This window comes from Streptomyces griseoviridis (genome assembly GCF_005222485.1).
In the GTDB taxonomy this organism is placed as follows: Bacteria; Actinomycetota; Actinomycetes; order Streptomycetales; family Streptomycetaceae; genus Streptomyces; species Streptomyces hintoniae.
On sequence record NZ_CP029078.1, the window covers coordinates 2,000,225 to 2,020,694 of the forward strand.

Consider the following 20,470-nt stretch of genomic DNA (forward strand, 5'->3'; position numbering starts at 1 on the left):
CGGGCGGCTCAGGGGCGCCAGAGCGGGTGTTCGCGTTCCGCCCAGCTCCTGCTGACCCGGCCGGTGCGCAGCCCCTTGCGGGACTCCGGGTCGCCCAGGGCCATGCCGATGTGGCCCGCGAGGACGACGCCGACGGTGAGGGCGAGCCAGTCGTGGACGAATGTCGCGCTGGTGCGCCACACCAGGGGCGTGAGGTGGGTGAACCACATCAGCAGGCCGGTGCCCAGCATCACCAGGGTCGCGCCCGCGATCCAGGCCGCGTAGAGCTTCTGGCCCGCGTTGAACTTCGCCGCCGGGCGGGCGGAGCGGCGCTTGTCGCGGCGCAGCGCCGCGCGCAGCCACACTGTGTCGTGCGGGCCGAAGCGGTTGAGGTGTCCGAGGTCGGCGCGGAGCGCCCGGGATGCGAGGCCCGCGAGGACCGGCAGCGGCAGGGCGAGCCCGGCCCACTCGTGGACCCTGACCAGCAGGTCGCGGCGGCCGACGAGTTCGGCGAACTGGGGGACGTAGAGGCAGGCGGCCGTCACCACGCACACGCCCATCAGGGCGGCGGTCGTCCGGTGCGTCCAGCGCTGGGCCGGGCCGAACCTGTGGACCTCGGTGGCCGGCCCGGTGGCCGCCTCAGTTCGTGGGGGCATCGTCGCGTCCGTTCGAGCGGCCCACCCAGCCGTCGACGTCGTAGCCGCGTTCCTCCCAGTAGCCGGGCCGCACCTTCTCGGTGACGGTGATCCCGGACAGCCACTTGGCGGACTTGTAGAAGTACATCGGGGCGACGTAGAGGCGGACCGGGCCGCCGTGGGCGTGGCCGAGGTCCTCGTCGCGCATGCGCAGCGCGACCAGGACGTCGGAGCGGCGGGCCTGGTCGAGGGTGAGGCTCTCGCTGTAGGCGCCGTCGAAGCAGGTGAAGCGGACCGCGCCGGCCGAGGGGCGGACCCCGGCCGCGTCGAGGAGGCGGGAGAGGCGGACGCCTTCGAAGGGGGTGTCGGGGACCCGCCAGCCGGTGACGCACTGGACGTCCTTGACCAGCCGGGTCTGCGGCAGGGCGCGCAGGTCGGCGAGGGTGTAGCTGGTGGGGCGCTCGACGAGGCCGCCGACGGTGAGGCGGTAGTCGGCGGTGCGCGGGCGGGGCACGGACGTGGTGACGGAGTAGTAGCGGAAGCCGCCGCCGTTGGGCAGGAGCCCGGTCAGGCCGGTGGGGTCCTGGTCGGCGGCGGCGCCGAGGAACCCCTCCAGGGTGCGCTGGAGGGCGGGGGCGCTGACCACACCGAGGGCGCCGAGGCCGAGGGTGCCGAGCAGGACCCGGCGGCCGACCGGCGTGCCCGGCCCCTCGGGTGGTTCGACGTTCACTCGTCCATTCGAGCATCCCGCACCCGGTTCGGGCCAGGGATCGGGGCTGCCGGGCCGGATCGTGCGCGGTTTCCCCGGTTTTCTGCCCCTCGTCATGGTCCTGGCGTCGGCGCGGGCGCGCTCCGTGGACGTCAGGCCGTGCCGAGCGCGGTGGCGCGGGCGGCGCGGAAGGCGGTGTGCGGGTCGCGGTCCGGGTAGGACCAGGGGGCCGCGGTGAGGTGCTCGCCGATCCGGTGGAAGAGGGCGGCGGCCTCCGCGCCCCGGCCCTCGCAGACCTTGGCGTGGGCGAGGAAGTTCAGGTCGACGAGCCGGCGCGGGTGCCCCTCGTGCTCCCATTCGAGCCACCAGTCGAAGGCGGCCTTCATCACCTGCCGGGCCCGGCCACCGGCCCAGTGCCCCGAGCCGACCGGGTCGGCGGGCTCGTGGCCCGCGAGGGCCAGCGCGCGGTAGCGCTCGGCGTGCGCGACCACCGGCAGGATCGCCAGCGGGGAGTCCGCCGGGGCCTGCTGGGCGGCCCAGTCGGCGAAGTCGTAGACCTCGTGGAGCGGGTCGGGTCCGGCCTCGGCGCGGCGGGCGGCGAGGTGGGCGACCATCAGGTGGTGGGCGTGGTGGTGGTCGGCGTACCGGGCGCGGATCTCGTGGAAGATCCGCTCGGTGGCCTCGGGGGTGCCGTCCGCGCGCTCCAGCAGGAGCAGTCCGAGCCAGGGGGTGGGGTCGGCGGGCATCCGCGCGATGGCGGCCCGGCAGGCGTCGCGGGCCCGTGCCCGCTTCGCCTTGCCGCGCAGCGCCTGGTGGGTGACGGCGAGGCCGAGCAGGACGGCCGCGTCCCCCGAGTCCGGTTCGGCGAGCAGCCAGTCGCGGGCCCAGGCGGCGGTGTACCGCTCCCGCGCGAGGACGGTGACGCGGTGGCACCGGCGGTCCCAGTCGTCCCCGGTGTGGACCAGCAGGGAGCGGGCGGCCTGCCAGCGGCCCTGGGCCAACGAGGCGCGGACCGCGGCGAGTTCGACGTCGTCGAGGGCTTCGTCGAGAGACCGGGCGGCCCGCCTGCGCGGCCGTCCCAGGGGTGGCGGAGGTGGTGACACCGCGGAAACATCCTCACGCGACGCGGCTCTGCGGCAGGGCTTCGGACTGCCGCCGACTGATCACTCACAGCAAACCCTCAGCCAACGGTCCGCGTCAAGTACAGGAAGGCTGCTCCGCCCTTCAACTACCGTTACGGAAGGGGCACTTGCGGTTCACAGCCCTCTCACATCCCGGACTTCCCGACGATCACTCCAGGTCACCCGTGTGGCGTACGCCATGGCGTCTTCCGTCGCGACCCCTCACCATGACAAAACGGTCACGTCACCGCCGGTGTCCCCACCGCGCCGGGTGACGGAGCGACCGCGTCAGCACCCGCTTTCCGGGTACTCCCCCAGGGCAGTGAACGCCCGGGAACGCTACAGTCGGCCACTACGCACCCCGTGGCCCGGCCGAATGTGATCGAGGTACGCAGCGTGTCGGTTCTGGTTCTTGTTCTCGCCGTGAGCGCTGCCTGCTGCCTTGGCTTCGGGTTCGTGCTCCAGCAGGACGCGGCCCAGCGAGCCCCGCTCAGCGACTTCCTCTCCCCGCGCCTGCTCCTCGACCTGATGAAGGTGCCGCTCTGGCTCGGCGGCATCGCCCTCATGGTGGCCGGCATGGTGCTCGGCGCCATCGCGCTCGGCCAGGGCGAGATCTCCCTCGTCGAGCCGCTGCTCGCCACCAACCTGCTCTTCGCCCTCGCCCTCTCCCGCAGACGGACCAAGCAGTCGCTCGGCCGCCAGGGCTGGGCGGGGCTCGCGCTGCTCGCGGGCGGGGTGACGACGTTCATCCTGGCCGGTGAGCCACGCGGCGGGCACGCCGTCACCGACCCGGTGCGGCACTGGCTGATCATCGGCGTGATGGTCGGCATCGCCCTGCTGCTGACCTGGTACGCCAAGCGCTTCCGGCTGAGCGCCGCCCCGACGCTGCTGGCCCTCGCGGCGGGACTGCTCTACGGCGTCCAGGACGCCCTCACCCGGGTCAGCGGCCAGCGCTTCGCCGCCGGCGGCCTCGCCGAGGTGCTCACCGGCTGGCAGCCGTACGCCGTGCTGGTGCTCGGCGTCACCGGCCTCGTCCTGGTGCAGAGCGCGTTCGAGACGGCGCCGCTGCGGATGTCGCTGCCCGCGCTCACCGCCGCCCAGCCGCTGGCCGGGATCATCTGCGGGGTCGGCTTCCTCGGCGACCGGCTGCGCACCGACACCGGGGCGCTGGCCTGGCAGGCGGCCGGACTCGCGGCGATCGTCGCGGGCATCGTGCTCCTCGGCATGCATCCGGCGATGCCACGCGGCTCGGGCGAGCCGGAACGCGTCCGCGACCTCCAGCCACGCTGACCGCCGCTCCGCCCCCGGCCCCCGCGGGCGGGCCGTCCCACGGGGGTCCTGCTTGGATGGAGCCATGACCCCGACACGCAGGACGCGCCCCGCGCGCCCCCCGAGGACCTCATGAGCGCCGCCGACGAGATACTCGACGTCGTCGACGAGCACGACCGGGTCGTGGGCCGGGCCCCGCGCGGCGAGGTGTACGCGAGGGGCCTGCGCCACCGCTGCGTCTTCATCCAGGCCAGGGACGCCGACGGCCGCGTCTTCGTGCACCGCCGCACCCCCACCAAGCTGGTCTTCCCGTCCCTGTACGACATGTTCGTCGGCGGGGTGGTCGGCGCGGGCGAGTCCTACGCGTCGGCCGCGCTGCGCGAGGCCGAGGAGGAACTCGGCGTGACCGGGCTGCCCGCGCCCCGCTTCCTCTTCTCGTTCCTGTACGACGACGGCGCCGGGAACTCCTGGTGGTCCGCCGTCCACGAGGTCCGCTGCACCCTGCCGGTCAGCCCCCAGGTCGAGGAGGTCGCCTGGCACGACTTCCTGACCGACGAGGAGCTGGAGCGGCGGCTGCCCGCCTGGGAGTGGGTGCCGGACGGACTGGCCGCCTACCGGCGGCTGCGGGAGTTCCGGTCGCGGGCCCAGGGGCCGGGGTCACCGGCGTGATCGAGTTCGCCCGCACCGTGCGCCTCTGGTTCGCCCCCGCGCGGATCCGCGACGAGGGCCGCACCCCCGACTACCGCTTCTCGCTGGCCAACGAGCGCACCTTCCTGGCCTGGCTGCGGACCGCGCTCGCACTGATCGGCGGCGGTTTCGCGGTCGACCAGTTCCTGCCCGACCTGCGCTGGGGCTGGCGGGTCGGGCTCGCCCTCGCCCTGCTCGCGGCGGGCGTCCTCTGCTCGCTGCGCGCCGTCAACCACTGGGTGCGCTGCGAACGGGCCATGCGGCGGGGCGAGGACCTGCCGGTCTCCCGGTTCCCGGCGCTGCTCGGCGTGGTGGTCGCGGTCGTTGCCGTCGCGATGGTCGTGGTGGTGCTGGTGGGATGGGAAGGGTGACCGGGGCGCGCGGGGCGGGCAGCATGAGCGGGGCGGGCGGAGTGCGCGGGGTGGGCCGGTGAGCGCCGTCGCGGGCGGCGGGGCCGGGGGCGGTGCCGGGAGCCGGGACCCCGGGTTGCAGCCGGAGCGGACCCGGCTGGCCTGGCGGCGCACCACCCTGTCGAGCACCGTGGCCGCCGTCCTGGCCGTGAAGACGGTGCTGCACGACTCCACCTCCGCCACCGGAGTCGTCGCCGGCGCGCTCTGCGGGGTGCTCTGGCTCGGCTTCCTCGCCCTGGCCCACCGCCGGACCAGGACCCTCGCCGCGAACCCCGTCCCACCGGCCCTGACCACCCGGCACGCCACGGCCGCGGTCCTGTGCACGGTGGCGTTGGCGGCCTGCGCGGCGGCGCTGGTGCTGTAGCGCCCGCGCTCCGGGCGGTCGCGGTGGCTGTGGCTCCGGGCGTCCGTGGTGTCCGGGTCCGCGCGCCCGTTCAGTGTCCGTCCGCCTCCGCCTCCGCCTCCGCGTCCTGCCAGTCCACGACCACCACGATCTTCCCCCGGGTGCGGCCCTCCTCGTTGAGGCGGTACGCCTCCGCGGCCCGGTCCAGCGGGAACGTCCGCGACACGTGCACGGACACCACGCCCTGCTCCACCAGCTCGGTCAGCCGCAGCAGGTCCCCCGCGTCCGGGCGGGCCCAGTAGTGGCGGCCGCCGTAGCCGACGACGTCCGCGTCGGCGATCGAGGCGAGCCGCCCCTCCGGGGCCAGCAGCTGCGCCGAGACGGCGAGGGCCTCGCCGCCGACCGTGTCGAACGCGGCGTCCACGCCCTCGGGGGCCAGCCCCCGCACCCGTTCGGCCAGGCCCTCGCCGTACGCGACCGGCTCGCACCCCAGCCCGCGCAGATAGTCGTGGTGGGCCGGGCTCGCGGTGCCGATCACCCGGGCGCCCAGGTTCCTGGCGAGCTGGACGGCGATCGAGCCGACACCGCCGGCCGCCGCGTGCACGAGCACCGTGTCGCCGCGCCCCACCTGGAGCACCCGGTGGAGGACCTGGTAGGCGGTGAGGCCGGTCAGCGGCAGCCCGGCGGCCTCGGCGAAGGACGCGTTGCGGGGCTTGCGGGCCAGGGTGCGCACCGGGGCGGCGACGTACTCGGCGAAGGTGCCCCGGCCGAGGAAGTCCTCCCTCACGTAGCCGATCACCTCGTCGCCGACCGCGAACTCGGTGACGGACGCGCCGGGCTGCACCACCACCCCCGAGACGTCCCAGCCGGGGACGACGGGGAAGACGGCGTCGAGGAGGCTGTCGAGGTGGCCCTCGCGGCACTTCCAGTCGACCGGGTTGACGGCCGCCGCGCACACCTTGACCAGGACCGCGTCGGGCCCGACCTTCGGGTCGCGGACCTCGCCGTACGCCAGCACCTCGGGGCCGCCGTACCGGCTGTAGCTGATGCCCTTCATGGCACCGACCCTCCGGGGTGACCGGACGCCACGCAACCGGGATGACCCGTTATGTCACGATTTCGTGACAACCTGGAGATCGCCACCCCGCATCTCCCGCGCGCGTCCCGTCCGTGATCCGCGCATCACCCCCCTCTCCCTCACCACCTCGAAGGCGAGCGCCATGACCACCACCCACCAGGAACACGTCTCCCACGAGCACCGGCACGGGCCCGGCTGCGGGCACACCGAGGTGCCGCACGGGGACCACGTCGACTACGCGCACGACGGCCATCTGCACCGCGAGCACGGCGACCACTGGGACGAGTGCGAGCGCGCCGGGCACACCGCGCACACCGGGCACGAGCACCGGCACGGCGAGGGCTGCGGCCACCAGGGCGTCCGGCACGGCGACCACGTCGACTATCTGCACGACGGGCACCGGCACGCGGCCCACGAGGGGCACTGGGACGACCACTGACCCGCCTTCGACCATCTGACGACGGCCCTCCGCCCACCGGCGGGGGGCCGTCGTCAGGTCGTGGCCCGGATCACGTTCCCGCCTCGCACTGGACGGCATACCGACCGGTCGGCATCATGGGGCGGGTCCTGTCCTCGCGCGCCCGCAAAGGAGCACCGATGAGCCCCGACCACCCGCCAGGTCTCGACCCCGACCGGCTCCGCGGACTGCTCGACCGCGAGCGCCCCGGCCTGGTGCGCGGCCCGCTCACCGGCCGGCTGATCGAGGGCGGACGGTCGAACCTCACCTACACGGTCTCCGACGGCGGCTCGACCTGGGTCGTGCGCCGCCCGCCGCTCGGCCATGTGCTGGCCACCGCGCACGACATGCGGCGCGAGCACCGGGTGATCAGCGCCCTGCACCCGACGGACGTGCCGGTGCCCAGGCCGCTGCTGCTGTGCGAGGACGAGGAGGTGCTCGGGGCGCCGTTCTACGTGATGGAGTTCGTCGAGGGCACCCCGTACCGCACCGCCGAGCAGCTCGCCCCGCTGGGCGCGGAGCGCACCAGGGACGCGGTGCTGTCCCTGGTGGACACCCTGGTCGGACTGCACGCGGTCGACCCCGCTGCGGTCGGGCTCGCCGACTTCGGCCGGCCCGAGGGCTTCCTCGACCGTCAACTGCGGCGCTGGGGAAAGCAGTTGGACGCCTCCCGGAACCGTGAGCTGGCCGGTATCGACGAGCTGCACGCCACTCTCGGCCGCCGGCTGCCGGTCTCCCCCGCGCCGTCCGTGGTGCACGGCGACTACCGTCTCGACAACGTCCTGATCGGGGACGGCGACCGGATCACGGCGATCCTCGACTGGGAGATGTCCACCCTCGGCGACCCGCTCACCGACCTGGGCCTGCTGGTCATGTACAGCATCCCGCTCGAACTGCCCGGCTCCCCGATCTCCACCACGGCCACGGCCGCCGGGCACCCGGCCCCCGCCGAACTGGTCGAGCGGTACGCGGCGCGCTCCGGGCGGGACGTGTCCGCCGTCGCCTGGTACACGGCGTTCGCGTGGTTCAAGCTCGCCGTGATCCTGGAGGGCATCCACTACCGCTACACCCTGGGCCAGACCGTCGGCGGCGGCTTCGACCGCATCGGCGACCTGGTGCCCGTCTTCATCGAGCACGGCCTGACCACTCTTCAGGAAGGCTGACCGCCATGGACTTCGCCTACGACGCACGCACCGAGGAGCTGCGCGGCAGGCTGCTCGCCTTCATGGACGAGTACGTCTACCCCGCCGAGGAGGTCGCCGAGCGGCAGCGCGCCGCCCTCGCCTCGCCCTGGGACACCCCCGCGGTGGTCGGCGAACTGAAGGCCGAGGCCCGCAGGCAGGGCCTGTGGAACCTGTTCCTGCCGGACGCCGAGCACGGTGCCGGGCTCACCAACCTCCAGTACGCGCCGCTCGCCGAGATCACCGGCCGCTCCCCGCACCTGGCGCCGACCGCGACCAACTGCGCGGCGCCCGACACCGGGAACATGGAGGTGCTCGCGCAGTTCGCCGACGAGCGGCAGAAGAAGCAGTGGCTCGAACCGCTGCTGGCGGGCGAGATCCGCTCCGCGTTCGCGATGACGGAGCCTGAGGTGGCCTCGTCGGACGCCACCAACATCACCACGCGCATCGCGCGGGAGGGCGACGCGTACGTCGTCACCGGTCGCAAGTGGTACATCTCCGGGGCGATGAACCCGGACTGCCGGATCTTCATCGTGATGGGCAAGACCGACCCGGACGGCGCCGACATCCGCCGTCAGCAGTCCATGGTGCTGGTGCCGCGCGACACGCCGGGCGTCACGGTCGAGCGGGCCATGCGGGTGTTCGGCTACGAGGACCACAGCCACGGCGGGCACGCCGAGGTCGTCTTCGACCACGCGCGGGTACCGGTGTCGAACCTGATCGGCGAGGAGGGCGGCGGCTTCGCCATCGCGCAGGCCCGCCTCGGCCCCGGCCGCATCCACCACTGCATGCGGCTGATCGGCATCGCCGAGCGGGCCATCGAGCTGATGTGCAGGCGGGCGGTGTCGCGCACGGCGTTCGGCAAGCCGCTGGCCCAGCAGGGCGTGGTGCAGAACTGGATCGCGGACGCGCGGGTCGCCGTCGAGCAGCTGCGGCTGCTGGTGCTGAAGACCGCCTGGATGATGGACACCGTCGGCAACCGGGGCGCCCACACCGAGATCCAGGCCATCAAGATCGCCACGCCGCGCACGGTGGTGGACATCCTGGACCGGGCGATCCAGCTGCACGGCGCGGGCGGGGTGAGCCAGGACTTCCCCCTGGCCGAGCTGTACGCGAGCGCCCGCACCCTGATGCTGGCCGACGGCCCCGACGAGGTGCACCAGCGGTCGCTGGCCCGCCGGGAGCTGAAGAAGTACCTCTGAACGGCGCCGTGGTGAAGCGGTACCTCTGAGATGCCTCTGAGCGGTGCCGCTACGGTCGGAGGGCTCGCAGGAGCAGGTCGGCGAGATGGTCGGCGACCTCCTGGGGGCCCATCGGGCCGCCTGGCCGGTACCAGGTGGAGAGGTGGTGGACGGACCCGAAGTGGTAGTCCACCACCAGGTCGGCCGGGGTCGCGGTGGAGAAGACGCCGGCGCGCTGGCCCTCCTCGACCAGCGCGCGGAACCGTTCGTGGTAGCGGCGGCGCTCGGCGCGGACCTGCTTGTTGCGCTCCGGGCTGAGGTGGTGCATCGAGCGGAAGAAGATCGACGCGTCGTCGAGGTTCTCGATCGTGGTGACGACGACGTCGGCGGCGGCCCCGCGCAGCCGCTTCTCGACCGGTTCGTCGGCGTCGGCGAAGGCGTCCAGGCGCTCCTGCTGGACGCGCAGCACACGGGCGTAGACCTCCTGGAGGAGGTCGTCCTTGGAGCCGAAGTAGTGGTAGAGCGCGCCCTTGGTGACGCCGGCCGCCTCCACGATCTCCTGCACGGAGGTGCGGTCGTAGCCGCGCTCGGCGAAGAGCCGGGTGGCGGCGGCCAGCAGCCGCTGCGGGACGGGGGTACCGTCCGGGTCCGTCGTCCTTGGCACTGAACCGCCACCTGCCTTCCGAGCCTGCTGCCTGGTGCTACGCGCCGTCCCGCGTACGGGAACGCAGTTCCCGACGGAGGATCTTGCCACTCGCCGTCTTCGGCAGGTCGGCCAGGATCTCGACCTGCCGCGGGTACTTGTAGGCGGCCAGTCTCTCCTTGCAGTACACGGCGAGTTCATCCGGGTCCGGATCGGCGCCCGGACGGAGGCTGATGTACGCCTTGACGGTCTCACCGCGGTAGCCGTCGGGCACCCCGACGACGGCCGCCTCGCGTACCGCCGGGTGGGTGTAGAGGACGTCCTCGACCTCGCGCGGCCACACCTTGAAACCGGACGCGTTGATCATGTCCTTCTTGCGGTCGACGACGTACAGCCAGCCCCGGGTGTCCATGAAGCCGATGTCGCCGGTGCGCAGTTCGCCGTCGGGGAAGGTCTCGGCGGTGGCGTCGGGCCGCCGCCAGTAGCCGGGCACCACCTGCGGTCCGCGGACCACGATCTCGCCGTGGGTGCCGAACGGCACCTCGGCGCCCTCCTCGTCGACGATCCTGACGACGGTCTCGGGGCCGGGCACGCCCACCGCGAGGGTGCCGGAGGCCGGGTCGACGGGGGCTTCGAGGCCGGGCGGGACGGAGGCGCAGGGGGCGGTGCACTCGGTGAGGCCGTAGCCGTTGCGGATGTAGGGCCCGAACCCGGCGCGGAACTTCTCGACGAGCGCGGGCGGCAGCGGCGCCCCGCCCGAGGACAGGACGGTGAACGAGGAGAAGTGGTCCCGGGTCGCCGCCGGGTGGGCGGCGAGCGCCATGAACGCGGTGGAGGGGCCGACCGTGAAGTGCGGGCGGTGTTCGGCGAACGCGTCCAGGACGACGCCCGCCTCGAAGCGGTAGGTCAGCACCAGGGTGCCGGTGCTCGCGAGGCAGGCGGCGAGCTGGCAGACCATGCCGGTGATGTGGAACAGCGGCGCGAGCGCGTAGTAGACGGGCGCGTCGGGCAGGCCGAGGCCGGTGCGCTGGCGTTCGGCGTTGTACATGATGTTGCGGTGCGTGTTGGTGGCGCCCTTGGGGGTGCCGCTGGTGCCCGAGGTGTAGCTGATCAGGGCGAGGTCGTCGCCGCCCGCGGCGCGGTCGGCGGGGGCCGGGTGGCCGGCCAGCGCGACCCGGGCCAGGTCGTCGGCGTCGGGGGCCTCGGGGAGCCGTTCGAAGCCGAGGACCCGGGTGTCGTCGCGGGTCTGGAAGTCCCGTTCGCAGGCGGTGAGCGCGATCCGCACCGGCGACCCCTCGGCGGCCTGCCGCAGATAGCCGTCCCAGGCGCGGTCGGAGCAGATCAGCGCGGCCACCTCGGCGTCCCGCAGCACATGCCCGACCTCGCCCGCCTTGTACATGGGGTTGACGGGGACGACGATCGCGCCCGCCTTCCAGGCGCCGAGCAGGGCGAGCACGAACAGCGGGGAGTTCTGGAGCAGGATCGCGACCCGGTCGCCGCGCTCCAGGCCGCGTCCGGCGAGGTGGCCCGCGACCGAGTCGCTCAGCCGGTCGGCCTCGCGGTAGCTGAGCCGCCCGTCGAAGTAGGTGAGGAAGACCCGGTCGGGGGCCTCGGCGACGGCCCGGCGCAGCGCGTGGACGAGTGACGCGTCCGGTGTGACCGGAGCCCGCTGGACGTCGTTGAGCAGGGCGGTCCAGGGCATGTCCGCGTAGCCGGTCACCGGGTCTCCTCCCAGGTGCGCTGGAGGTGGTTCATGCTGTCGAGCCAGCGGTCGGGTTCGGCGGCCCTGGTGGCGTAGTACCGGGCGACCTCGGGGTGCGGCAGGATCAGGAAGCGGTCCTCCTCGATGCCCTTGAAGAGGGCATCGGCGACGTCCGCCGGTTCGATCGCGGTGGACTTGAGGACGAGGTCGCCCGCGCTGCCGGTGGCGGCGAGCATGTCGGTGCGCACGCCCTGCGGACAGATGGCGTGCACCTTGAGCCCGCGGTGGCGGTACGTCAGGGACAGCCACTCGGCGAAGGCGAGCGCGCCGTGCTTGGTGACGCTGTAGGACGGGGCGCCGATCATGGTGAGCAGTCCGGCGGCGGACACCGTGGAGACGAACCGGCCCGCGCCCCGCTCCAGCCAGTCGGGCAGCAGCTCGTGGGCGGCCCTGACGTGCGCCATCAGGTTGACGTCCCAGGAGGTGGCCCAGGTCCGCTCGTCGAAGGGGTGCCCGGGTCCCGCATCCTCGAAGGCGACTCCGGCGTTGGCGCAGTAGACGTCGACGGTGCCGCCGAGCGCGTCGCGGGCGGCCGGGACGACGGTGGAGGCGTCGCCGGGTACCGCGGTCCCGCCGATCTCGGCGGCGACGGCCTCGGCCCGGTCGGCGTCCAGGTCGTTGACGACGACCCGGGCCCCTTCGGCGGCGAACCTCCGGGCGAGCGCGGCCCCGATCCCACCACCGGCTCCCGTGACCACGACACCAGCACCTTGCACGGATCCCACCCTCAATCTCCTTCGACGACGGCTGCCTGCCGGGCCAGACTAACCGGTCGGTATGTCGGGGGGAAGGTGATGCGCGGGGCCTGCCGGGGGACGACCGGGGGGTCCGGGGAGGGCTGGGGAGGGGGTGCCCGCCGAGCGGGCGGCCAGGGCGGTGGGGAGGGGGTGCCTGTTGCCGAGGAGACGGGCGGGGGTCCCGGGAGCCGGTGTCTGCCGAGAAGTCGGCCGAGCGGTCGGGGTGGTGGCTGGCGAGCGGGCGGCCGGGCGCACAGGGGCGGTGCCCGCCGAGCGGACGGCCGGGCGCGTGGCAGGCGGCCTCTGCCCAGCGGACAGCCGGGCGGTTCGTAGCCGACGCCCGGTGAGCGGACGGCCGGTCACGCCTGAGATGGCGCCCACCCAGCGGACAGCCGGGTGCTCGGAGGCAGTTGCCGCCGAGCGGTTCGGAGGCGACGCCCTCCGAGCGAGCAGCCGGGCGATTCGGAGGCGACGGCCGCCGGGCGAACGACCGGGCGCACGAGCGTGGTGCCTGGCGAGCGGACAGCGGCCAGCCGAAGGGCAGCGCCTGCCGGGCGAACGACCGGGCACCACCCTCCGGGTCCCGCCGGCAGGCAGCCAGGCGCTCAGCCGGGGCGCCCGCCCCGCCGGCAGCCGGCAGCATGTAAGGCCGGCGGACCGGCCCCCTCGACCGGCCCGGCGGGAGACCGCGGCGCCTCCGGGACCTCCCCGGCTTCCCCTCTCTCCCCCGGACCCCCGGCCTCCCCCCCTCCCCCGCGACAGGCCCAACCCCTCCGTGCCCTTCCCCCGCGGCGGCGCGGCTCCTACCGTGCCTCCATGCGCCTCTCCCGACGTACCGTTCTCAGCGCGACGACCGCCCTTCCGCTGGCCGCCGCGCGTCCCGCGGCCGCCTCGGGGCATCGGCGGGTCCCCTTCCGTACCGGGTTCGAGAATCTCGCCGCGACCGGCTACGCCGCGCTGCGCGGCCGGCGCGTCGGGATCGTCACCAACCCGACCGGGGTGACCCGGGACGTCCGTCACATCGTCGATGTAATGCACGCCGACGGGCGGGTCGAGCTGACCGCCGTCTTCGGGCCCGAGCACGGCTTCCGCGGCACCGCGCAGGCCGGCGGGTCCGAGGGCAGGCACGACGACCCGGCGACCGGGCTGCCCGTGTACGACACGTACCTCACGAGCGGGCAGCGGCTCGCGGACGTCTTCACCGCGTCCGGCGTCGACACCGTCGTCTTCGACATCCAGGACGTCGGGGCCCGCTTCTACACCTATGTGTGGACGCTCTACGACTGCATGGAGGCGGCAGGGCTCGCGGGCCTCTCCTTCGTGGTGCTCGACCGGCCCAACCCGCTGACCGGGCGGGCCGCCCAAGGCCCGGTGCTGCACAAGGAGTTCGCCACCTTCGTCGGACGGCAGCCGATCGCGCAGGCGCACGGCATGACCGTCGCGGAGCTGGCGCGGCTGTTCAACGCCGAGTTCCTGGCCGCGCCGGTGCCGCTGACGACGGTGGCGATGAGCGGCTGGCGGCGCTCCGACTTCTACGACGCGACCGGTCTGCCCTGGGTGCCGCCGAGCCCGAACATGCCGACCCCGGAGACGGCCCTCGTCTACCCGGGGACCTGTCTCTTCGAGGGCACCAACCTCTCGGAGGGGCGCGGCACCACCCGCCCCTTCGAACTCCTCGGCGCCGCGGGCCTCGACGGCCGCTGGGCCGCCGCGATGGGCCGGCTCGGGCTGCCCGGCGCGCACTTCAGGGAGGCGTACTTCGCGCCGACGTTCTCCAAGTTCCAGGGGCAGACCGTCGGGGGCGTGCAGATCCATGTGCACGACCGGGCCGCCTACGACCCGGTGCGCACCGGGATCGCGCTGCTGGTGACCGCGCGGCGGGTGTGGGACGGCTTCGCCTGGCGCTCCGACGACTGGATCGACAAGCTCACCGGGTCGGCCGCGGTGCGCACGATGATCGACGCGGGGGCGGACACCGACGACGTGGTCGGGGCCTGGCAGGCGGAGTTGGCGGCGTTCCGGCGGACCCGGCGGGAACATCTCCTGTACCGATGAGCCCGTCCGTCTGGCCTTTGCCGCCCGGCGGCGGGACGATACGCGGCACATCACCGCGCTTCGGGGGACGAAGGAGCCCGTCATGGCAGACCCTGGGATGAGCGTGGCCCCGTACTGGGAACTGACCTTCGACGCGGACGGCGAGGTGGACGGCCCCGAACGCGACCGGCTGCTCGCCGAGGTGACGAGGCATCAGCTCCGTGACCTGATCGTCTTCGCGCACGGCTGGAACAACGACCGCGCGGGCGCGACCCGGTTGTACGGCGACTTCTACGCGCCGATACCCGGCTTCGCGCCGCACGCCAGGATCGGGTACGTGGGGGTGATCTGGCCGTCGATGCTGTTCTGCGACGAACGCGTCCCGCGCTCCGCGCCCTCCGTCGCGGCTCCCCCGCCCGCCGCCGCTCCCGCGCTGGACGAGGAGACCCGGCACGCGCTCCTGGAGACGTTCCCCGGCAAGGCGCAGCTGATCGGCCGGATCTCCCTGATGCTGGACCAACGGCACGCCCAGGAGAACGAGTTCGCCGAGTTCGGGCGGCTGGTGCGGATGCTGGTCGAGGTGGTGCCCGGCGGGCCGCAGCCGCTGTTCGCCGCCGACACGCTGGCGGAGGGCGTGCCGCAGAGCGAGCCGGTGCTGCTGACCGGGGAGACGGCGGCGGTCTGCGGGGAGTTCGCCCAGGCGCTGGCGGGTCTCGCGGCGCCGGGGTCCGCCGCCGGGCCCGGATCGCCGGTCGCGGCCGAGGAGTTCGCGCTGCCGAATCCCTGGGACGGGGCGCGTGAACTCCTGCGGCAGGCCACCTACTACGCGATGAAGCGGCGGGCGGGCACTGTCGGGGAGCGGGGACTCGGGCCTGTGGTGGGCCAGTTGGCGGCGCGGGCGCCGGGGCTGCGGGTGCATCTGGTCGGGCACAGCTTCGGCGGGCGGCTGGTGTCGTTCGCGCTGGGCGGACTGCCCGAGGGGGTGCGCGCGGTGAAGTCGGTGACGCTCCTCCAAGGGGCGTTCTCGCACTACACGTTCGCGGCCAGGCTGCCCTTCGACGCGCGGGCGGGCGGGGTGCTCCAGGGCCAGGAGAACCGGATCGACGGGCCGTTGGTGTGCTGCCACTCCCGCTTCGACACCGCGCTCGGCACCCTGTACCCGCTGGCGTCCCGGATGGCGGACGAGGACGAGTCGTTCCTCGGCGTCGACATCGGGCGGCGGCTGGGCCCCAGGTGGGGCGCGATGGGCCACGACGGGGTGCAGGGGGTGCCCGGCACCCGCGGGCTCGATCTGGCGGGGGCGCTGCGCGGGCCGCTGCCCGCGGAGGGGTGTGTGAACGTGGACGCGGCGGCCGTCGTCCGGCACGGCGGCCCGCCCTGCGGGGCGCACAGCGACATCGTGCACCCGGAGCTGGCCCGGCTGGTGCTGGCGGCGGGCCGGATCGGCTGACCCGCCGCCAGGGAGGTCACCGGTGCGAGGTGTACTCCACCACCTGCTGGAAGGTGGGCCGGTTCTGCCAGCTGATCTTGCCGTGCTTGATGCCGCCCAGGGTGCGCTGGACGATGGAGTCGGCGCACCACTGGTCGCCCGCCGAGCACTGGTCGTCGCCCGGGTAGACCTGGGCCGCGGTCTGTCCCGCCGCCGTCTTCAGGGTGGAGATGAGCAGGTCGCGGCAGGCGGTGAGGCTGCCCGCGCCGCAGTACTTCTGCGGCAGCGCGCCCTGCACGGTCTCACCGAGCACCGCGCGGATGTCCTTGTCGACGTAGCTCCACCAGCCGTACTGGAAGGAGCTTCCGGCGTGCGCGCCGGTCGGGCCGTGCGCGGCCGAAGGCGCTTCGTCGATCGGCAGGTTGGCGGTGATCGCGGTGTACAGGCCGGTGCCGAGGCCGGGTTGGAACTCGGCCTTGACCAGGAGCGGCCACCAGGCGTCGAGGATGCGGATGGCGTCGGCGTTCGCGTACGTCTTCGAGCCCGCCGATGTCTCGGTGCGGCGGGCGCCCGCGGTGATCCAGGTCTGGAGCTTGGTCACCGCGGCGGCGGCCGTGGTGTCGGTGACCGTCGAACTGGTGACGACCTTGAGCAGCTTGGGCAGCACGTCCTCGGCGCGCAGGTCGGCGAGTGCCGCGTCGGCCATCGCCTTCACCAGGGCGGTGCGGGTCACCCCGCCGGCCGCGACCAGCTTCTTGACCCGGTCCTCCAGCAGGTTGCCGCGGTGCACGGAGCCGTCGCCCCAGGACGCGGTCGAGTAGTCGAGGGCCTGTTTGTTGTTCCAGGAGATGTAGTAGTCCTGGTCGATGGAGTTGGGGTGGGCCGAAGCCGCCGTGTAGTCGGCGGTGTTGGTGGCCGGGACCCAGTTCTTCCACTCGTAGGCGGCCTGCGCCCAGACCGGGAACTCGGGGTCGATGCCGGTGGCGCGCACCGGGTTGTCGCCGCTGTTGTAGTAGGCGGTGTGCTGGGAGTCGGCGTAGAACCAGTTGAAGGTGTAGTTGATGTGCTGGACCGCGCTCTGGAAGGTCTGCGGGCTCGTCACGTAGTCGGGGTCGTTGAGCATCTGGAAGCCGATGATGGAGTCGGCCTCGTGCATGTAGGAGGAGCGCAGGGTGGTGTAGGCGACCTTCTTGCCGCCGACCGTGGCCCGGTACTCGACGGGTCCGTACTTGGTGCGCCAGACCCGCATGGTGTACGAGCCGGCGGCGGTGGAGTCGGCCGTCGTCGGGGTCCAGGCGTTCTTCTGCTCGACCTTGTCCATGGCCGTGCAGGTGCCGTGGTAGAGGTAGTGGTAGTCGTCCTGGCACAGTTCGACGGCGTAGGTGTCGATGATGTCCTGGCCCGAGGTGGTCGCCGACCAGGAGTAGTCCTGGCCGCGCCCGAGTTCCACGTAGAGGCTGAGTCCGGCGAAGGACGCGCCGCGGGCGCTGAGGCCGGGGCCCTGGATCTCCTGGAGCATCAGCAGCTGCGGGGCGAAGTAGCCGGTCTGCGGTCCGAAGACGGCGACGGGGTGGCCACTGGCCGTGGACTTGCCGCTGACCAGCAGGGCGTTGGACATGCCGCGTCTGGCGGAGGTGAGGGCGGTGGCGGCGGCCGTCGTGGAGGTGGTGGTGGCGCCGGCGGTGGCGGCCGATCCGGTGCGGTCGTAGACCAGGGGCTCCTGGCTCACCGAGCCGGCGTCGGGCAGCGCCTGGCCCTGCGCGGTGGCGGGCTTGGTGGCGTACGGGAAGCTCTTGCCGTCGTGGACGGTGAGGACGGCCTCGGGGTCGTTGCGTTCACGGAACGACTCCCAGACCTTGGTGCCCTGTTCGAGCCCGTACTGGGACTGCGCGGCGAGCAGCGAGAGGGCGTTGTTGACCTCGCCGCCGCCGCCCGAGCCGAAGAGCGCGCCGATCACGGAGGCCAGCGCGACCAGGTCGGTGATCTTGAAGTGGTCGATGGTGCCGGCGTTGGTGATGGAGTCCTTGTGTCCGGTGAGGACGTACTCGCCGGGGAAGTAGCGGCCGCTGTCGGAGGCGTCGATGTAGGCGTTGACGCCGGCGAGGTAGGCGTTGGCGTCGGCGAGCGCCTGCTGGCCGCGGGCGCCCGCGTTGGCCACGGCGCTGTCGATCTGGGCCTGGAGGTCGGCCTCGGTGTAAGGGGCGTTGCGCCAGAACTCCTGTTCGAGGCCCTGGTTGGAGGGGGCGCCGCCGGCGAAGGCGGTCAGCTGGCCGCGTCCGACGTGCCGGAAGACGTCCATCAGCCAGAGCCGGTCCTCGGCCGCCGCGTAGCCGGCGCCGTACTCGGTGCCGTAGCGGGTGGTGCCGGTGATGTGCGGGATGCCGGCCTTCTTGTCGCGGACGATGGTGACGTCGGTGCGGCCGCCGGGCTTCTCGGTGGAGGCGACCTGGTCGGCGGCGACCCCGAACGAGGCGTCGTTGAAGAAGGTGTTGATCTTGGCGTCGGCGAGGGCGGAGTAGCCCGTGGCCAGGTTGGCGTAGGGGCCGAGCTGGTCCTCGGCGTGCGCGGGCTGGGTGCCGAACGCCTGGTTGAGGAGGATCTGGGCGAGGGTGGCGTTGCCGTTCTCGCCGGGCGGCAGGATGTCGGAACACTGTCCGCCGCAGTAGTCGTTCGAGGCCGTGACCTGCGGGGCTGCCACCGCTTGGGAAAGCGGAGACAAAAGTCCGGCAATCAGGACGCATATCGCGGTGCTCTTCAGGAACCCGGGGAATCCGCGGGGAGTTCTCAGTCTGTCGAGAACGTTGCGTGGGGTACGCCGTGCCATGGCAGCTCCTACCGACGAGGGTGGGCCGGGACGTTACCGCCGGTATCCCCGGGATAGAAGATGAACATGCGTCACTTTTTGGAGTCGGGGCAACGGCTTATGGAGGGCATCGGAAATCGGATGGAGCCGAATCGCTTGTCGATACGTCTATTCGGCGACGTCCGTACGACGACGCCGAAGTGACCGAAGTACCAGTGCAGGTGTGACGGAGGTGCAGGGCGATGGCCGGTTTTCGGAGTCTGGCGAGACAGGTCCGGGATCCGCGGAGCGATCTGGCACTGCGGCGCTACTCGCTGCGCAAGTGCCTGGAGCGGTTCGCTCCCTACGGGCACAGGGCGACCTGGGACCACTTGTGCTCCCGGGCCGGGTTCGGTGCTGAGGACCGATCCCCCGATCCGGTGCGGCTCGTGGCCGCACTGGACGAACTGGAAGAGGCGCGTTCGGTGTGGCTGGCCTACGAGGTCGACTTCGCCGAGCGCCGCAAGAAGGAGAAGCACGACGGGCTGCGCAGGCCCGGCACGGTGGACGACTGGCACCGGCTGACCTGGGGCGGCTTCGGGGTCGCCTGGTGCGACGACCCGCGGCTCCACCCCCGTGAGCCGCTGGCCGAGGTGCTGCGGCTGCTGATCTCCGCGCTGGAACGCGACCCGGGCGATGGGTGCCCGGTGTGCGGCGGGGACCAACTGGTGTGGAGGTACGACCTGGACCACGAGCCCTCCACGGGCCCGGTCTGCACCCACTGCGGAATCCTCGTACCGCGGCCCGTGCTCACGCCCGAGGCCCTGGCCGACGCACGGCGCGGAAGGCTGCTGGTCTCGGTGGCCTGAGCTGAGCGGGGGTGCGCCGGGGATGCCGCACCCCCTGTAACACCGGCGCCGACAGAACCGTCCGCGCGCCGACGACCGCCGTCAGTCCCGGTCTCCGGGCGCTTCCACCCGGCGGGCCGCCGCCCCGCGCTCCACCAACAGGCGGGAACCCGAAGCCCGTTCACCGAAGACGTCGTCCGGGTTGGAGAGCACGCAGGTGTCGAGCGAAAGACAGCCGCAGCCGATGCAGTCGGTGAGGTGGTCGCGCAGCCGGTTGAGCTGGTTGATGCGCTCGTCCAGTTCGGAGCGCCAGGCCGCCGAGAGCCGCGCCCAGTCCTCGCGGGTCGGAGTGCGCTCCTCGGGCAGTTCGGCGAGGGCCTCGCGGATCGTGGCCAGCGGGATGCCGACCCGCTGCGCGGCCCGCACGAAGGCCACCCGGCGCAGCGCGTCCCGGTGGTAGCGGCGCTGGTTGCCGGTGGTGCGACGGCTGCTGATCAGACCCTTGGACTCGTAGAAGTGCAGGGCGGAGACGGCGGCCCCGCTGCGCGCGGCGAGCTGGCCGACCGTGAGTTCGTGGATCGTCTCGGGAATCTGGGGCACTCCGTCGAGCCTACCCATCCGCGCGGCTCGCGAGCTCCGTTGACATCGGTTTCCCGCCCGACCATGCTAAGCAGTCGCTTAGGGATATCGGGCAGAGGTAGGCAGGGAGGCCGGGACATGGCAGAGCCGAGGATTTTCGCGTCCGCCGAGGAGCTGAAGGCGGCGGTGGGCGAGCAGTTGGGGTACACCGACTGGCTGGAGGTCGACCAGAAGCGGATCGACCTGTTCGCCGAGGCCACCGGGGACCACCAGTGGATCCACGTGGACCCGGAGAAGGCCGCGGCCGGGCCGTTCGGCACGACCATCGCGCACGGCTATCTGACCCTCTCCCTGCTGCCGCTGTTCGGACCGCAGCTGCTCGCCGTCGAGGGCGTGCGGATGGGCGTCAACTACGGCACCAACAAGGTCCGTTTCCCCGCCCCGGTGCCGGTCGGCTCCCGGCTGCGCGCGACGGCCAGGATCAACGGCGTCGAGGACGTGACCGGCGGCATCCAGGTCACCGTCGGCTTCACCGTGGAACGCGACGGCGGCGAGAAGCCGGTCTGCGTGGCGGAGTCGGTGTCCCGCTACTACCTGTAGACCGCC

20 protein-coding genes are annotated in these 20,470 nt (G+C 73.0%); 11 read left to right on the plus strand and 9 right to left on the minus strand.

Annotated elements, in window-relative coordinates; all coding sequences use genetic code 11:
- Positions 1-8: 8 nt before the first annotated feature.
- The 3 genes from DDJ31_RS07920 to DDJ31_RS07930 form a co-directional block, all read right to left on the minus strand.
- Positions 9-635, minus strand: coding sequence for a cytochrome b/b6 domain-containing protein (locus DDJ31_RS07920; protein ID WP_127180998.1), 627 nt, complete (start codon positions 633-635; stop codon positions 9-11).
- Positions 619-1,344, minus strand: a complete 726-nt coding sequence (locus DDJ31_RS07925) for a molybdopterin-dependent oxidoreductase (protein ID WP_240678255.1) — start codon at positions 1,342-1,344, stop codon at positions 619-621. Before DDJ31_RS07925 ends, DDJ31_RS07920 begins: the two co-directional genes overlap by 17 nt.
- Positions 1,345-1,475: 131 nt before the next feature.
- On the minus strand, positions 1,476-2,426 hold the full coding sequence (locus DDJ31_RS07930) for a hypothetical protein (protein ID WP_127180996.1): 951 nt from the start codon (positions 2,424-2,426) through the stop codon (positions 1,476-1,478).
- A gap of 414 nt (positions 2,427-2,840) precedes the next feature.
- On the opposite strand from DDJ31_RS07930, the gene DDJ31_RS07935 reads away from it, so the two are divergent.
- The 4 genes from DDJ31_RS07935 to DDJ31_RS07950 all read left to right on the plus strand — a co-directional run bounded on the left by DDJ31_RS07935 (position 2,841) and on the right by DDJ31_RS07950 (position 5,174).
- Entirely contained in the window at positions 2,841-3,734 is an 894-nt protein-coding gene (locus DDJ31_RS07935; RefSeq protein WP_127180995.1) for a DMT family transporter, read from the plus strand.
- A 111-nt stretch (positions 3,735-3,845) separates the two neighbouring features.
- On the plus strand, positions 3,846-4,382 hold the full coding sequence (locus DDJ31_RS07940) for an NUDIX hydrolase (RefSeq protein ID WP_127180994.1): 537 nt from the start codon (positions 3,846-3,848) through the stop codon (positions 4,380-4,382).
- A complete protein-coding gene (locus DDJ31_RS07945; protein WP_127180993.1) occupies positions 4,379-4,771 on the plus strand; it encodes a YidH family protein in 393 nt (130 codons plus the stop codon). Before DDJ31_RS07940 ends, DDJ31_RS07945 begins: the two co-directional genes overlap by 4 nt.
- 58 nt (positions 4,772-4,829) lie before the next feature.
- Positions 4,830-5,174, plus strand: coding sequence for a DUF202 domain-containing protein (locus tag DDJ31_RS07950; RefSeq protein WP_127180992.1), 345 nt, complete (start codon positions 4,830-4,832; stop codon positions 5,172-5,174).
- Positions 5,175-5,244: 70 nt separating this feature from the next.
- Here DDJ31_RS07950 and DDJ31_RS07955 read toward each other — a convergent pair whose 3' ends face one another.
- Complete coding sequence (locus tag DDJ31_RS07955) at positions 5,245-6,210, minus strand: NADP-dependent oxidoreductase (protein WP_127180991.1); 966 nt, start codon at positions 6,208-6,210, stop codon at positions 5,245-5,247.
- Positions 6,211-6,373: 163 nt separating this feature from the next.
- Between DDJ31_RS07955 and DDJ31_RS07960 the strand changes: the two genes are divergently transcribed.
- From DDJ31_RS07960 to DDJ31_RS07970, 3 genes are all read left to right on the plus strand, one after another.
- Positions 6,374-6,670 carry a hypothetical protein gene (locus tag DDJ31_RS07960; protein WP_127180990.1) on the plus strand — a complete coding sequence of 99 codons (297 nt, stop codon included), beginning with the start codon at positions 6,374-6,376 and terminating at the stop codon, positions 6,668-6,670.
- Positions 6,671-6,828: 158 nt separating this feature from the next.
- Positions 6,829-7,851 carry a phosphotransferase family protein gene (locus tag DDJ31_RS07965; RefSeq protein WP_127180989.1) on the plus strand — a complete coding sequence of 341 codons (1,023 nt, stop codon included), beginning with the start codon at positions 6,829-6,831 and terminating at the stop codon, positions 7,849-7,851.
- Between the two features lie 5 nt (positions 7,852-7,856).
- Entirely contained in the window at positions 7,857-9,071 is a 1,215-nt protein-coding gene (locus tag DDJ31_RS07970; RefSeq protein WP_127180988.1) for an acyl-CoA dehydrogenase family protein, read from the plus strand.
- Positions 9,072-9,120: 49 nt separating this feature from the next.
- On the opposite strand, the gene DDJ31_RS07975 is transcribed toward DDJ31_RS07970, so the two are convergent.
- From DDJ31_RS07975 to DDJ31_RS07985, 3 genes are read right to left on the minus strand one after another with little or no spacing between them, the layout of a single operon-like run.
- The gene (locus DDJ31_RS07975) at positions 9,121-9,714 is read right to left on the minus strand and encodes a TetR/AcrR family transcriptional regulator (RefSeq protein ID WP_127180987.1); all 594 of its coding nucleotides are present in this window, start codon (positions 9,712-9,714) and stop codon (positions 9,121-9,123) included.
- Between the two features lie 37 nt (positions 9,715-9,751).
- Positions 9,752-11,395, minus strand: coding sequence for a class I adenylate-forming enzyme family protein (locus DDJ31_RS07980; protein ID WP_127182906.1), 1,644 nt, complete (start codon positions 11,393-11,395; stop codon positions 9,752-9,754).
- 14 nt (positions 11,396-11,409) lie between these two features.
- Entirely contained in the window at positions 11,410-12,180 is a 771-nt protein-coding gene (locus DDJ31_RS07985; protein WP_127180986.1) for an SDR family oxidoreductase, read from the minus strand.
- Between the two features lie 828 nt (positions 12,181-13,008).
- On the opposite strand from DDJ31_RS07985, the gene DDJ31_RS07990 reads away from it, so the two are divergent.
- Both DDJ31_RS07990 and DDJ31_RS07995 read left to right on the plus strand, forming a co-directional pair.
- Positions 13,009-14,247 carry an exo-beta-N-acetylmuramidase NamZ family protein gene (locus tag DDJ31_RS07990; protein ID WP_127180985.1) on the plus strand — a complete coding sequence of 413 codons (1,239 nt, stop codon included), beginning with the start codon at positions 13,009-13,011 and terminating at the stop codon, positions 14,245-14,247.
- Between the two features lie 82 nt (positions 14,248-14,329).
- Positions 14,330-15,676, plus strand: a complete 1,347-nt coding sequence (locus DDJ31_RS07995; protein WP_127180984.1) for a serine-threonine protein kinase — start codon at positions 14,330-14,332, stop codon at positions 15,674-15,676.
- Between the two features lie 16 nt (positions 15,677-15,692).
- Here DDJ31_RS07995 and DDJ31_RS08000 read toward each other — a convergent pair whose 3' ends face one another.
- Entirely contained in the window at positions 15,693-18,479 is a 2,787-nt protein-coding gene (locus tag DDJ31_RS08000; RefSeq protein WP_127180983.1) for a penicillin acylase family protein, read from the minus strand.
- A 221-nt stretch (positions 18,480-18,700) separates the two neighbouring features.
- Between DDJ31_RS08000 and DDJ31_RS08005 the strand changes: the two genes are divergently transcribed.
- Entirely contained in the window at positions 18,701-19,306 is a 606-nt protein-coding gene (locus tag DDJ31_RS08005; RefSeq protein ID WP_127180982.1) for a hypothetical protein, read from the plus strand.
- An 81-nt stretch (positions 19,307-19,387) separates the two neighbouring features.
- Here DDJ31_RS08005 and soxR read toward each other — a convergent pair whose 3' ends face one another.
- Entirely contained in the window at positions 19,388-19,885 is a 498-nt protein-coding gene (gene soxR / locus DDJ31_RS08010; protein WP_276319318.1) for a redox-sensitive transcriptional activator SoxR, read from the minus strand.
- Positions 19,886-20,002: 117 nt separating this feature from the next.
- Between soxR and DDJ31_RS08015 the strand changes: the two genes are divergently transcribed.
- A complete protein-coding gene (locus tag DDJ31_RS08015) occupies positions 20,003-20,464 on the plus strand; it encodes a MaoC family dehydratase (RefSeq protein WP_127180980.1) in 462 nt (153 codons plus the stop codon).
- The last annotated feature ends 6 nt before the right edge of the window (positions 20,465-20,470 follow it).